Raw genomic sequence first — 12,285 nt, 5'->3', positions numbered from 1 at the left:
GAGAAAAAATGGGAGGGTGGGCGACGGGCCCGGCTTGGGAGATCGGGCCCGCCGGCGTTTAGCCGCGCGTCGCGAGCGTGACGAACGTCGACTGCTTGTCGGTGCCCTTGAACGGGGTGATCGGCTTGTCGTCGACGGGCTGGCCGTCGACCCGGTAGATGAACCGGAACGCCTGCTCATCGGTCAGGAAGGCGACATGGATCGAGGTGGCATACTGGATGTCACCCTTGTCGATCATCACGTACTGCGACGGGTCGACGAGAGCGATGTCACCCTCGGTGCCGACCGTGTTGCAGTATTCGATCGGCATCACCGGCCGGCTCATCAGGGTACCATACGGCGACTGGGAGAGACCGCCTGGAGGCAGATAGACCGGGATGCCACCGGTGCCGATCACCATCGACATGCCCATGAGCTGCGGCAGCACGTCCTGGTTAACCCACCACTCCGCACGCGACATCGAACCAGCCGGGAGACGGGCCCACATCTTAGTGATGTTTTCGAATAGCACCGTCTTGGCTGCCTGGCCGGATTCCTTGGCCACGGCAACCTTGCAGCCGGAATTCATGAAACCGAGCATACCGGCGCCGCCGGGGCCCTCGAACATGTCGTCATCGAGCATGAACGCCAGTTCTTCCGGATATGCCTGCTGGATCACGCCGGCGAGCAAGACGCTGTCGGCCAGCATTTCGCCGGTGGCATACATCAGCCCGGCATACTTCTTCAGCTCGAGGTTCATCTGCCTCAGCTTCGGCCGGGTCGGTGTCAGAGAATCGCCTTCGCCGATGCGATACATCTGGATGCCTCCCCATCGGGATCCTGTCGCCCGGCTGTCGTCCTTCAGCGCATTGATCTTGGCCCCGTTGGAGCGTGCAGAGATCGGGATACGCCGCGCCCGGTTGGTCAAGCGGGCGATCTCGAAGGTGCGGCGGAGCAAGCCGTCGGCGATATCCTTTTCGACCAGGAACCCGCCATCCGAAGGGACACCTTCGTTGGCTCCGGTCGACGCCTCAACTTCGACGAGACGCTCGTCCATGCCGCGGCCGAGGGCGGCGCGCCGGACCGAGAAGAGAAGATCGCCGAAAGCCGCGTTCTGAGCAGCGCTGAGAATGCCACCTTCAGGTACCATATGCATGGCATCCGGGAGGCCGCGATACTTGGCCATGAAACCCTGGACGACATCGGACCCGAGACCATTCGATTCCGGCGTACCCTTCGCCTTTTCGCCGCGAAGTTTCTGCAGTTTTTCGGCGTTGGCGATCTCACCGTCAATTGCTTCGACTTCCGCGGCCGCGGCATCGAAATCGGCCTGCCGGGTTTCGGATTCTCCGGCCAGGACAGATTCCATCTTGTCATAGGCCTTCGCTCGATCCTGGCGAAGGCTCACGAGGTCTTTGGGCATAGATATCTCCTTTCGCCCGTTGAAAGGGGCGCCGAAGCGCCCCGCCGATCGTCGGCCTTCGCCGCCGAATTTCTATCGCTTGAGGTCGGCAAGCCGCTGCTGATTCCTGACCATCCGCTGCAGCCCGGCCAGTGTGGTTTCCTGGCTCTGAACCTTGTCTGCCATGCCTGCGGAAACCGCCGCTTTGCCGACCTTGACGCCGCCTTTGCCGAAATCCGCGATCACCTTGTCGACCGAGGTCTTGCGGCCCTTGGCGACATCGGCGACGAACTGCTGCTCGATGGCGTCGAGGACGGCCACGATCTCGCCGCGGCCATCTTCGGTGGATGGGTCAGGTCGCTTGTTCGGTGCATTGGTGGAGACGATCTCGATCAGCATCTCGCCGTCGGCATCCGGTTCGACCTGCTTCGGCACCGCCGAAACTACTCCGATCGAACCGACGAGAGCGGTTCTCTCTATGGTGATTTCGTTTGCCGCGCTGGCGATCCAGTAACCGGCCGATGCCGCCGAGCCGACGACATGGGCGACGGTCATCTTTTTCAGGGCGCCGGCGGCGACGGCATCGGCAAAGCCGTTGATCCCGGAGACCGCACCGCCGGGTGTATCCATCAACAGCAGGATCGCGCCGACATCCTTGTTGTCCAGGGCGGCGCGATAGTCGTTGTGGAGCATGGTTATCGAGGTGGCGCCCGACATCTCCGTCATCATGTTGGCCCGCGGGAAGATAGGTCCGGTGATCGGCAGGATGGCGACGCCGCCGGCGACATAGGTCCGGCTTGCGCCGGCGAGCCGCTGCGCCGTCGGTCCCGCCATCAGGTCGAAGTCGCGCTTCTGCCAGTCCTTCGCCGCATCGATCTCGGGGCCGGACTGATTCCGGGAGGCAATGGCGGCGAGCAGCGGCAGCCATGACGGTTCGATGGCCCACGGCTCTGCCGTGACGGCCTGGAAGGCGCGGGTCATGTTGTCATCCTCAGTTGATGTACAGGGGTTCGCCGGCAGGGCCGATGATCGATGCAAGCCGCCGGATCGGCGGGCGATGGCCGTTCAATTGCTTCGGGTTGAACGACGAAAACAGCGTTGGTACGCCACCACCGGCGTTGTTGCCTGGCTGCGTCTGGTCAGCAGGAGGATCCTTCGTGGGATCGTCGCCGGCCGGCACCATGTTGAGCGGGACAAGGTATTGATCGCCGTCGGGACCGATCTCATTCTCGTTCTCGCGATTGAGGATCTTGTTGACGGAGAGCCAGCCCCATTGCCGGCCGATCGCGTAGGCGCGGTAGCGGCTGAGCATGTCGCCGCGCATCAGCCCTTCAAGATTGTGTTCGACCTTGTATATTTCGCGTTCTGCAGGGGTCAGGCATGCCACGGTGATCGCGGATTCGATCGATTTCGCCAGAGCCGAGATCGGACCAGTGACGTAATCGATGGACTGGTGCTCGATGTTGTTGTTGGTGGAGCGCTCCAGCAGTCCGATTTTGTGGGGCGGTGTCCGGTACATGGTGCACGCCTGTTCGGCGCCATATTTCCGGGTCTCGATCAGCTGGCTTTTCGCGGGATCCGATGAGGTCTCCCGCATTTTGATGCCGAGCTCGAGGATCGCCACCTTCCATTTGTTGTCGATGCCGCCGTAGACACGCTCGATGCCGGCGCGAATGCGCTTGGCGACTTCATCGTTTGGGAGCTTCTTGTCATACTCCAGGATCATCGATGGCTGCGCGCCGTTCGCGAAGAAGAGCGCGGCGAAGCGCTCCGATGCGATCATCAGCGAGACGGTTTCCTTGTTCTGCATGATGGGTGACACGCCCAGGACACCACCATTGCAGGCGTCATCGCTGGAATCCCGGTAGCCGACGTGGATGATGTCCTGCCATGATAGCCCGCGTTCGGTGCCCGTGGGCGAACTGACATCAAAGAATGGTTCACCATCCTCGCCCCAGCGAACGATCGTGCTGCCGATCTGGATCGGCGCGATGCGCTCGATCATTCCGATTCCGGAGCGACGTGCCCGGGAGAAGTGGTTCCCCTGCGACATCGCAGTGTGGACGATGGTCTTTCGCCACTTGTAAGGGGAAAGCCACGGCGATGGTCCATATTTGAGCAGAGTATAGAGCGGGTGCTCGGTTGCGGGCTCGTACCCGGCGCCGGTGCGCCGTTTCAGGTCGAGCGGCACCTTCGCCATGTCTTCGGACTGGACCTGGACGCAGGCGGCGATACCGGGGACCGTGAGGGCGTCGGCTGGGGTGACGCGGATGCCTGTTGCCGCGATGATGCCGGGCTCGATACCCTTCAGCCAGTCATCGACATAGCGATCCTGGGCCGCCGGTCCGCCGCCCAAGAGATTTTTCCACCATGCCATATGATCAAGCCCATACCGGAAGGTCGTAGTCCGCGGGAAAGCCGGCAGCTTCCGGGTTCAAGCCCATCAGCACCTTGGCGTGTAGAGCCGCCATCAGCGGATCGATCTTGGCGGATCCGCTGACCTGTTTGTCGATCGAGATCGCGTTGCCGCGCGGAACGATCTTGGCGTTGCCGACGGCGAAGCTCATCAGCTCCTGGCCGGGATGGATGAGGACCCCGCCGGCGAGATCTCGCTCGGTATCCTTGATCGCTCCGTTGAGCTTCCAGCCCTGCGAGATGCCGACGATGCGTTCCTTGTCGATGTCGCCGTCGTCACCAGAAAGCGCCCGCGTGATCGCGGCGACACCGAAGCTGTCCACCCCGATCGCGTTTTCAGCGGCGAGCTTTCCAGAACCGTCGACCTCCGCGACAATGGCGGCGAGCTCGTAGACGTCCTGGCCGGGCAGCTTGACGAAGGTGAGCTGCTTCAATCCGGCGAGCTCGTCGAGTTTCGATGCGATTTCGGTGCGGCGCTGCTTCACGATCTCGTGCGCCCATGCGTGCGACCACAGCAGCAGCCGCTTCACGCGCTGAACAGTCGAGATGCCGTCGACCTCGACGGTGACCTCTGTTTCCTCGGCTTCGCGGCCGAGGACGGCGACGCCGAGAAGGTCGTCAAGGCCGCCGCCATCGATGCCGATCACGATGACTTCCGAGCGCCGGACCACTTCCTGGAGCGTCAGCGAGCGATCGATGTTGGAGACGCCGGTCTCCGCGTTGCCCAGCCAGAATTCGGCGCCGGCCCAATTATCCGACTTCAGCCCGAGGCCGGCCTCGATGTTGAAGTGCTTCGAGACGAACAGGCTAAGCGCCGAGGAACCCTCGATCTCCTTCTTGCGCAGCTCCGTCGTCAACCACTCATGGTCGACCGAATACCCCAAGCTTGGGTTCGGGATGTGCCAGGTCTGAGGATTCTGCCAGGGCTTCGCCTTGGCCATCTCCTCCGGGTACTCGTAGAGCAACGGTAGCGTCGTGGGATCGTGGATTTTGCCGTCACGAACGCCGCGATGATAAATCAGCTTCTGCGAGAACACACCGGTCGGCGGCTCGTCGCTGTGTGTCGACGCATAGATGACGAAACCTTCCGGCCGCGACGCATGCGAGCCTGTCGCTTCAGACAATATGTTGGCGGCTGACGCCTTCTTGCCGAACAGCCAGAGCTCGTCGACGAAGATGCTGATCGCCTTTTGCCCGCCGACGACATCGGCATCAGCCGATTTGACGGCGAGCACGGTGCCGTCGAGCCTGTTCGTAATTTCCCGGGTCACGTCGCTGGGCTTGAACCGCTGCAGCAACGCGGGGTCATTCTTAATCATCCCGTATGCCGGGGTGAAGCTGTTGTCGGCGACGTCCTTCGTCGGCGCCAGGATGAGGTATTCCCCCATGGCGCGTTCGTTCATGATCAGGGCGGTGACCATGATGCCGGCGGCGATCGTCGATTTCGCGTTCTTCTTCGCGATGAGGACGAGGAACTCTCGGATTAGCTGTCGCTTCCTCTCGCTGTCGAAGGCGCCGAACACGACGCGGACGAGACCGAATATCCAGTCCGGGCAGACCTCACCCAACGTCGGCTTCCCCGGGATGTCGGAGACACGCAACCGCTTGAAGATGCGCAGCGCCTTCCCAGCGCGCGCCTCGTCGATCGGCAGGCCATCCGGGATCAGGCTCCGGCCCGCAATGATGCGGGCCTCCCAGTCGGGGCTCGCCGTCGACCAGGTCGTCAATTCGGCTTCGTTCCGGCGATCGGCGCGAGATCCTCACCCCATTCCGAGTTGAGGCCGGCGTTCAGCGCCTCCTCTTGCTGGATCTCCTTCTTGCCGCGCTTCAGCATGCGAGGCGCCGGCGTCGTCGGGCCCGCGGTGCCAGCCTCTTTCTGCTTGGCGTCGAAGTCGGCCGCAGCGCCGGCGACCCTGGTCATCTCCTCGAGACGTTTCTGTGCGGTGACGTTGCCACCGCGCGCGCTCTTGTAGAGCATGCCGATGACCTCACGCCGGCGGTTGGAGAAACCGTTGTCGAGTTCGGCGGCGCAATGCTTGCGCAAGGTGTCGACGTCGACCTTCAGCGATTTGGCGATGACGTTCTCGCTCTCGCCGCAGGACCGCATCTCCTCGACCGTACGCCGGATCGCCGAAGTCGGCTTCCAGGCTGGCCGTCCTCGTGTCGCCATGCTGTTTTTCGGTCACTTTTGCGTGAAACAGCCGATTTTCAGGCCGGCGGAAAAAATTTTGTGAACGTGAGCCCCGGGCGGTTGGACCCCAGGTTTGCCCCAGAGATCGAGACCCCCCCCCGGTCAGCCTGCGATCGAAGCGGCCCGTGTGGCCAAGCGATGGGCCTCCGCCGAGACAGCCGGATGCACGCTGTCATCAAAGGCATGGTCGAAAGCGATGTGGTCGCGAAGGCCGTAGAGCTGTTGGACGTCGCCCTGCCTCGCAATCACGACCACCTTCGTGCGCCGCCACATCTCGGTGCCGCGCACGTCGCGGATCATCGCCTCGACGTAAGAGCGCATGGCCGAGTTGTGCACTACGACGGTGCTGCTCTCTGTAGGCAGCGCTTCCACCATTGCCTTGGTCAGTCCAGAGCCGCGCATCAATACCTAACCTTCATCCGTTCGGCTCGAGCCGCCGCTGTCTTCAGGCTGTGATGCTTGCCACAAAGGCACTGCCCATTGCGGACGTCGAGTGGTGCACCACCGTCCTTGCGTTCGATGATGTGGTCGGCGAACAGACGGGAAGGGAACCTGACTGAACAACGCCTGCCGTTGTCGACCGCTTCACATTGGTAGACGGCACGCTGCAGGACGAGATCACGCCAGGCGCGGTGTTCCGCGGTGAGCAGCTCGGGATCCGCCCTCTTCTCGATAGGACGCGCCGCTCTTAGATCAACGCTGCGGAGTCCTGGCTTGATGATCTTTGCCATTGGAGCTCCCGACATGAGCGAGCTTCAGCTCGCGCTTCATGTTCGAATCCGGATTCTTCTGTTTAGCGCTAACCTGGAGTCGTAGAGCTCTATGAAGGCGGCTGCGCGCTGACGCGCTCGCCTTCAGAACTGCGCCGTCTCAGAAGTTAGCGTCTACGCGAGGGGAGGATGCGCGAGAAGATGGTCGAGTTCAGCGGCTTATGGGAAATCACGAATTGTTTCGGTCCCGTTTGTCCCTTGGGGACATATGGGCTACGGGCAGGGTGTCCCGCGATTGTCCCCTCAAGTGTCCCCGTCACGCCCTCGAAATTGGTTGACGTGATTGCGGGTAGACCTGATTCGGGTTGGTCACGCCGCTTTCCGCTTCCGTTTCGCCTCACGCTGCCGGCGGCGCTCGTTGCGCTTCGTCGCCCAAGAGAAGTCATCTTTGCCGTCGGTGAGGAAACTGGAGAGGGCGCCATCAGCGGCCCAGTAATCGAGGCCTTCCCGCTCGCCCCCATCTTCCTCTATGGTGCCAGAAAAGTGGCCTTTTTCGTCGCCACTTCGCAACACCCCTGAAACGGGGTTTTCGCTCTCCTCCGATGGACTGCGAACGAGTTTGGCCCGAATTCTTTCCAAGGCGCGGTCTTTCCGCCTTCTCCCCGTCTCAGGATGGATGCCTTCGACCTTGAAGCACCAACGCCTAAACGACTTCCCGCCGACCTTCGATCGTGACCACGCCAAAAGGGCGCGGCGCTCCTTTTCGTTTTCCACCGCCTTCAGCCAATCGAAGATTTCTTCGAGCGCCGATAGTTCTTGCGCGGTTGGTAAGGCGCCGAGACGCTCCCAGAAGGCGCGACGTTCATCAGCAAGAGGATCTTCGCCAACGGCGAGGAAGTCGCCTGGTGCTTTACCCCAACCGTTTTTGTCGGTCTGCGAATGGACGTAGGGCAGCGCAAGTGAGCGCGGTTGTGATGGCCCGACATGCTCGTGACTGGCGCGGTCGACCTCGGCCATACGGATGAAGAGTTCGGCGATCTCGCCGATGTTCAACGCTGCCTCCTGTCATCAAAGAGATCGAGCTGATCAGAATTCTTTCCGAAGCGCCTGAATATCCTTTCATACACCATTCCGCCAAGCGCATAACGCTGAGGGATCAAACCGCGGAGATCCTGGCAGACGAACTGCAACTGGCCGACCGGCATGGCGTCCCAGAGCTCGAGCCAGTCGCCGGCGCGGTCCTCGATCAGAGACGCCGATTTGAGCACCATGTCCGACGCCATCCAAAGACCGACTTCGTCGAGCAGCAGCTTGTTGTTCGCGGTCTCCGCCAAGGTGGAAAGCACCAGGCGGAGGTGGTTTTCACCGTACCGGCGCCAGATACGGGAGAGCGTTTCCGTCGCGCGGGTCTGCCCGATATCGGGGTAGCGATGACCGTCGATGATCTGGATCGAGAATTCGTCGCACAGGCGTCGGATGTGGTCGGGCACCATCATTTGCGGCGAACCTCGACAGGAACGACGCGCCCATCGATGACGACGCCACCGAAAGTGTCGAGCTGGAGCTCGACCTCGCGCGCCGCTCTGACCTCGTGGTGGCGATCGGCGCCGAGGATGTCGCCAACGATCTCAGCCGGCCGGCGGAACACCAGCGCGCCGCGAGCGGCGCGGATCGCATCGCTGGCGGAGGCGAAACGCTGCGGTTTTCCATCGGCACCATCGAGCAGCTGATCGGGTTGCCCCGTGCGCCTGTACGCGGCGACATAATGACTGCCGATCGCGATGGCCTCAACGCGGGTTTCGTCGGTCATGCGACCTCCGAAAGCGGGACATCGCAGCGGGACATTTCCGGGGACAACGGGACAAATCGCTTATTCAGCGCCTGCGCACGATGTCGGTCGAAAGCCAGCGCAACGCCTTGCATTATAAGGCTTTGCGTTATTTCATCGGGAAATCCGAAGCGGGACATCGTCCTCATAGCTGGATGTCCCCGTCGATCATTTCAGCCATGCCGGCGCTGATCGGTTCATCCGGCCGCTCAAGGTTCGAGAAATAGTAGCCGCCGGCCGATTTGAAGCCGGGCACCGGCCTGCCGGTCAGCCAGACATACGGTTCGGCGCGGCCGATCCATTTCGCACCAAGGAAGCGCTCCCCGGCGCGCTGCAGCCCCTTCTTGATGCGTTCCGTCTTTTTTTTCGGATCCTCGTCGTCGACCAGGCTGAGGGCCGCATATTCCTGCCGCCAGTATCCCATGCGGACGACGCGCACGATGCTGCGTGGCAGCTTCAGCATTGGTGATGGCGCCTCGCCGAACTCCTCAAGCGCCTTGATCAGCGCCGTCATCGCGATCTTCTGTTGGTCGGACAGACTGCGATCGTCGTTGACCTCCGGGGCCTGCCCACCAGGTGTGGCGCACACAACGCTGGTGAGCGGTTCGCCCGAGGGCCGCTTCCCGAGGACAACCTGCTTCAGGATGAAGTCCCATCCGTGGCCGCGTTCGCCGTCCTTGTTCTTCTGGACGGTGGCGCGGTGGATCTGGCGCACCAGGACGGTGCCATCGTCACGCTGGGAGACATCCTGCCTCGCCGTGATCTCGAGCTCGATGGCGTTGTCGACATTGGCGAACAGCGAGGAGTGACCACGCGGATTGTTGCCGTTCCGCGGCTTGTGGTGGACCATCAGGACGGCAGTCCTGCATTCGTCGCGGATGCGCTCAAGATTGTTGAGCACCACCGACATATCCGTTGAGGCGTTCTCGTTGGCGCCGGGCGTCGCCGTCGCCAGGGTGTCGATGACGACGAGCTCGAGTGGTTTCGAGAAGGTATCCGCCCAAGCCTTGATCTCGGCGATCAAAGCATCGGTGCCGCGTGATGTCTCGACGTCCTCTTCATCCCTGGCGAAGAGGTCGACGCGAGCCGGCAGCAGGATGAGGTCTGGGTTCTCATCACGGTCCATATAGGTCTGCCGGTAGGCGCGCAGTCGCTTTTTGACACCGACGCCGCCTTCGCCGGCCTGATAGATGACGCCGCCTCTAAGGACGTCACGACCGTTGAATTTCACGCCCCGGCAGACCGCCATGCCGAGATCGATGGCTTCGAAGCTCTTCCCCGATCCGGATTCGCCGTAGATCACGGCGACCTCATGCCGGGTGAGGATCTCGTGGATGAGATATTCGTGTTCCTGCCCGGGTTCATCGATGCGGGAGAACGGCACCGCGTTGAAGCGCGATTTCGGGAATTCCTTCGTCCATGGTTTCGCGTGGGTGTCGACGAGGTCGTAAAGCGTGCCGACATCGACCCCGGTCTGCGCCCAATCCCAGATGTCGCCCTTGTTCGGCGCCTCCGGCCAGAACGCCCGGATGTCGAGAATGCGGACGGAGGCGGCGACGGGGCGGATCTGCGATCCGACAAGCTGCATGTGAACCCTGCCGACTTCATCGTTGTCGGGGATCAGGACGATGTGGGCGCCGGCGAGGACGTCATTGTAATGCGGCGCCCATTTCTTGGAGCCGCCGGCGTTGCAGGTCGCCGCGATCCCGGCCGCCCAGAGGGCATCAGCCTTCTTTTCCCCCTCGACGATGTGGATGGCTTGACCCATTGCGATGGCGTCGAGAACCTCGGGCAGCCGATAGAGGGGGGCTTCATCAACACCGGCGAAATGCCGGCGTTCCGTCATCTTCCATTTTTCGAAATTGGCGGCGCTGTAGCGGGTCCAGTTGTGACCTCGCCCTTTGCGCATGTAGTCATCATCGATGAGGCCGGTGATCCAGACGCCGGCTTCCTCCTCGAAGCGGCGGCGCTGCACAAAGGTCTTCTCGATCTTGCCATACTTGTTGAGACGCCAGGATCCATCCGGCATTCGGTATTGGACGCGCGCGACCTGGAAGACGGGATCGCCCTCACGATCGGTATAATCCCAGGTCTGAACGGTTTCCTTCTTGCCAGGGCCGGCGAGCTGGTTGCTGCCGGCCTGAGGGGTGCGCTCCGGAAGCTGGAAGCCGTTGTCGCGCAGCCAATCCACGGCTTCGCCTTCGCTGAGCCCCTGCAGCTTGCCCAGCACCCAAAGCGTGCCGCCGCCCTCATTGTCCTGGTGGTCGAAGGCGACGCCCTTCTGAAGGTCTACCGAGAAGGATCCCGCGGCACCCCAGCGCAGTTCGGAGCCCGGTTTCGACATGTGCGGGTTCGGCTCGCCGAGCAGCATACGGCAGACCGGCTCGATATGCTGCGCGAGCAGCTTGGAGAACTCCTCTGCTGACATGCTAGGCGGCGACCTCTTTGGTCGGCTTCCACTTCTCGAAATCGGCTTCGATCTGCGCCCAATTCGTGGGGTGCTGTGCCTTGAGGTCTGGTGTCGACTTCCCGGCGACGAACTGACCGCGTGAGGCGCCACGCTCCAACCAGTCGCGAGTCCAGCGGCTGGGATCGATGGCCACATGCTTAAAATCGGCGTTGGTGACGAAGCCACGGCGTTCCAGGATGATGAGCAGCTTGATCGCCTGGATTTTCCAGTTCGTGAGGGCAACCGGGGCGGAGTGCCCGGCGCCGACGTCGGGGATGTATTCGGGGAGCTTGCAGCGTGCGCCAGGACAGCGATCGTACCAGTCGTGCTCGCGGCCGCTCCAATACATGCGGGTGTCGAGCTTTGGTAATTCGGGGCGAAACGCCGGTGGTCGCCAGCCGTAGCGCTCCTCGGTGTGATCGTCGGGATGCGTCATGGTGATCACGGTGATGCCGAGCATCTCGCAGATCGCGCTCACATGAAGCTGGACGCGGCCCGCCGGCACCAAGACGGCGCGGAAGTCCGGACCCTCAGCGAGAGGATCGCGCCCCCATTCCTTTGACGCCTGGACGACGACCTCGGGGTTCAGCCTTAGTTTGGCCTCGACACCGATCTGGAGGCCATCGGCGCGGGCGAACAGGATGTCATAACCGGCGGTTTCGTTGTAGGCGGTCCAGCCATGTGGCAACGCCGCGATGAACGCGGCGCAAAGCTCGGCTTCGGTCTTGAATTCTGGGCCTTTGGTCATCGCCGCTCCACCGCTACGGTTTTGCCGCCGCCCCTCAGAAGCTTGCCGAACTTCTCTTCCGCAACGGTGAGAGCAGCCGATGCTTTCTCGCCGTCGCGGACGATGCCGTCGCCGAAGATGTGCTTCATCAGCGCGCGGTATGCGGCAACCTCGGCCTGATCCTTGGTGTCGAAGAGCAGCCGCTGACCGTTATGGCAGACGGTCTCCCAATCGGAGCGGTGCACCTTCTTGAATTCGCCTCGGAAGCCGTTCGATTCGGGGACGGCGCGGACCTCTGCGTCGTTCATGACCGCACCGCCTTCCACGTGCCACCGTAGTCAACGAGGAAGCCACGTATCACGCTTTCGGAGGCGACGAACACCGGTGGTTGCGTACGGCCGGAATGGATGCTGATGAAGACGCGGCGCGTTTTCACTATTTCGTCCACCTCGGCGTCACTGATCTGCCAGCAGGACACCGAGCAGTGCCCATTGGTAAAGGTGCGGAGGCCGGAGACGTTCTCAGCTCCTGGTGGTGGACCGAGAAAGTGGTTGCTTCCTGGGAAATCGACGCCGTAAGCCATG

Annotated in this window: 14 protein-coding genes; all 14 read right to left on the bottom strand. The window is 62.2% G+C overall.

Translation table 11 applies throughout. The features are described from left to right. Positions 1 to 58: 58 nt before the first annotated feature. Positions 59 to 1,402 carry a phage major capsid protein gene (locus tag FJ957_RS25990; RefSeq protein WP_140835652.1) on the bottom strand — a complete coding sequence of 448 codons (1,344 nt, stop codon included), beginning with the start codon at positions 1,400 to 1,402 and terminating at the stop codon, positions 59 to 61. 72 nt (positions 1,403 to 1,474) lie between these two features. Beyond that, the gene (locus FJ957_RS25985) at positions 1,475 to 2,362 is read right to left on the bottom strand and encodes a S49 family peptidase (RefSeq protein ID WP_140835651.1); all 888 of its coding nucleotides are present in this window, start codon (positions 2,360 to 2,362) and stop codon (positions 1,475 to 1,477) included. Positions 2,363 to 2,372: 10 nt separating this feature from the next. After that, complete coding sequence (locus FJ957_RS25980) at positions 2,373 to 3,737, bottom strand: phage portal protein (RefSeq protein ID WP_181180715.1); 1,365 nt, start codon at positions 3,735 to 3,737, stop codon at positions 2,373 to 2,375. A 25-nt stretch (positions 3,738 to 3,762) separates the two neighbouring features. Beyond that, entirely contained in the window at positions 3,763 to 5,523 is a 1,761-nt protein-coding gene (locus FJ957_RS25975) for a terminase large subunit (RefSeq protein WP_140835649.1), read from the bottom strand. Continuing rightward, a complete protein-coding gene (locus tag FJ957_RS25970; RefSeq protein WP_140835648.1) occupies positions 5,520 to 5,966 on the bottom strand; it encodes a hypothetical protein in 447 nt (148 codons plus the stop codon). The genes FJ957_RS25975 and FJ957_RS25970 overlap by 4 nt, the downstream gene beginning before the upstream one ends. 123 nt (positions 5,967 to 6,089) lie before the next feature. After that, a complete protein-coding gene (locus FJ957_RS25965; RefSeq protein WP_140835647.1) occupies positions 6,090 to 6,389 on the bottom strand; it encodes a hypothetical protein in 300 nt (99 codons plus the stop codon). Beyond that, positions 6,389 to 6,718, bottom strand: a complete 330-nt coding sequence (locus FJ957_RS25960; RefSeq protein ID WP_140835646.1) for an HNH endonuclease signature motif containing protein — start codon at positions 6,716 to 6,718, stop codon at positions 6,389 to 6,391. The genes FJ957_RS25965 and FJ957_RS25960 overlap by 1 nt, the downstream gene beginning before the upstream one ends. Before the next feature lie 348 nt (positions 6,719 to 7,066). Further along, positions 7,067 to 7,750, bottom strand: a complete 684-nt coding sequence (locus FJ957_RS25955) for a hypothetical protein (RefSeq protein WP_140835645.1) — start codon at positions 7,748 to 7,750, stop codon at positions 7,067 to 7,069. Beyond that, positions 7,747 to 8,193, bottom strand: coding sequence for a hypothetical protein (locus FJ957_RS25950; RefSeq protein ID WP_246685965.1), 447 nt, complete (start codon positions 8,191 to 8,193; stop codon positions 7,747 to 7,749). Before FJ957_RS25950 ends, FJ957_RS25955 begins: the two co-directional genes overlap by 4 nt. Next, positions 8,190 to 8,507: a hypothetical protein gene (locus FJ957_RS25945; RefSeq protein ID WP_140835644.1), complete on the bottom strand. Its 318-nt coding sequence runs from the start codon at positions 8,505 to 8,507 to the stop codon at positions 8,190 to 8,192. The genes FJ957_RS25950 and FJ957_RS25945 overlap by 4 nt, the downstream gene beginning before the upstream one ends. Before the next feature lie 163 nt (positions 8,508 to 8,670). Next, the gene (locus FJ957_RS25940; protein ID WP_181180714.1) at positions 8,671 to 10,953 is read right to left on the bottom strand and encodes an AAA family ATPase; all 2,283 of its coding nucleotides are present in this window, start codon (positions 10,951 to 10,953) and stop codon (positions 8,671 to 8,673) included. 1 nt (position 10,954) lies between these two features. After that, entirely contained in the window at positions 10,955 to 11,722 is a 768-nt protein-coding gene (locus FJ957_RS31945) for a hypothetical protein (protein WP_181180713.1), read from the bottom strand. Then, positions 11,719 to 12,009 (bottom strand): hypothetical protein, encoded by a 291-nt coding sequence (locus FJ957_RS25935; protein WP_140835642.1) that lies wholly within the window; start codon positions 12,007 to 12,009, stop codon positions 11,719 to 11,721. Before FJ957_RS25935 ends, FJ957_RS31945 begins: the two co-directional genes overlap by 4 nt. Next, the gene (locus FJ957_RS25930) at positions 12,006 to 12,284 is read right to left on the bottom strand and encodes a hypothetical protein (protein WP_140835641.1); all 279 of its coding nucleotides are present in this window, start codon (positions 12,282 to 12,284) and stop codon (positions 12,006 to 12,008) included. The genes FJ957_RS25935 and FJ957_RS25930 overlap by 4 nt, the downstream gene beginning before the upstream one ends. Position 12,285 lies beyond the last annotated feature (1 nt).

The organism is Mesorhizobium sp. B2-4-6 (assembly GCF_006442775.1).
In the GTDB taxonomy this organism is placed as follows: domain Bacteria; phylum Pseudomonadota; class Alphaproteobacteria; order Rhizobiales; family Rhizobiaceae; genus Mesorhizobium.
The sequence above is the reverse complement of the archived record's forward strand: the minus strand, read 5'-3'. Positions and strand labels throughout refer to the sequence as shown.

What these genes read in the sequence shown, in the direction of transcription:
- FJ957_RS31945 (WP_181180713.1), bottom strand. Translation starts at nt 11,722, where the DNA reads ATGACCAAAGGCCCAGAATTCAAGACCGAAGCCGAGCTTTGCGCCGCG.
- FJ957_RS25985 (WP_140835651.1), bottom strand. Translation starts at nt 2,362, where the DNA reads ATGACCCGCGCCTTCCAGGCCGTCACGGCAGAGCCGTGGGCCATCGAA.
- FJ957_RS25965 (WP_140835647.1), bottom strand. Translation starts at nt 6,389, where the DNA reads ATGCGCGGCTCTGGACTGACCAAGGCAATGGTGGAAGCGCTGCCTACA.
- FJ957_RS25960 (WP_140835646.1), bottom strand. Translation starts at nt 6,718, where the DNA reads ATGGCAAAGATCATCAAGCCAGGACTCCGCAGCGTTGATCTAAGAGCG.
- FJ957_RS25940 (WP_181180714.1), bottom strand. Translation starts at nt 10,953, where the DNA reads ATGTCAGCAGAGGAGTTCTCCAAGCTGCTCGCGCAGCATATCGAGCCG.
- FJ957_RS25950 (WP_246685965.1), bottom strand. Translation starts at nt 8,193, where the DNA reads ATGATGGTGCCCGACCACATCCGACGCCTGTGCGACGAATTCTCGATC.
- FJ957_RS25930 (WP_140835641.1), bottom strand. Translation starts at nt 12,284, where the DNA reads ATGGCTTACGGCGTCGATTTCCCAGGAAGCAACCACTTTCTCGGTCCA.
- FJ957_RS25970 (WP_140835648.1), bottom strand. Translation starts at nt 5,966, where the DNA reads ATGGCGACACGAGGACGGCCAGCCTGGAAGCCGACTTCGGCGATCCGG.
- FJ957_RS25990 (WP_140835652.1), bottom strand. Translation starts at nt 1,402, where the DNA reads ATGCCCAAAGACCTCGTGAGCCTTCGCCAGGATCGAGCGAAGGCCTAT.
- FJ957_RS25945 (WP_140835644.1), bottom strand. Translation starts at nt 8,507, where the DNA reads ATGACCGACGAAACCCGCGTTGAGGCCATCGCGATCGGCAGTCATTAT.
- FJ957_RS25935 (WP_140835642.1), bottom strand. Translation starts at nt 12,009, where the DNA reads ATGAACGACGCAGAGGTCCGCGCCGTCCCCGAATCGAACGGCTTCCGA.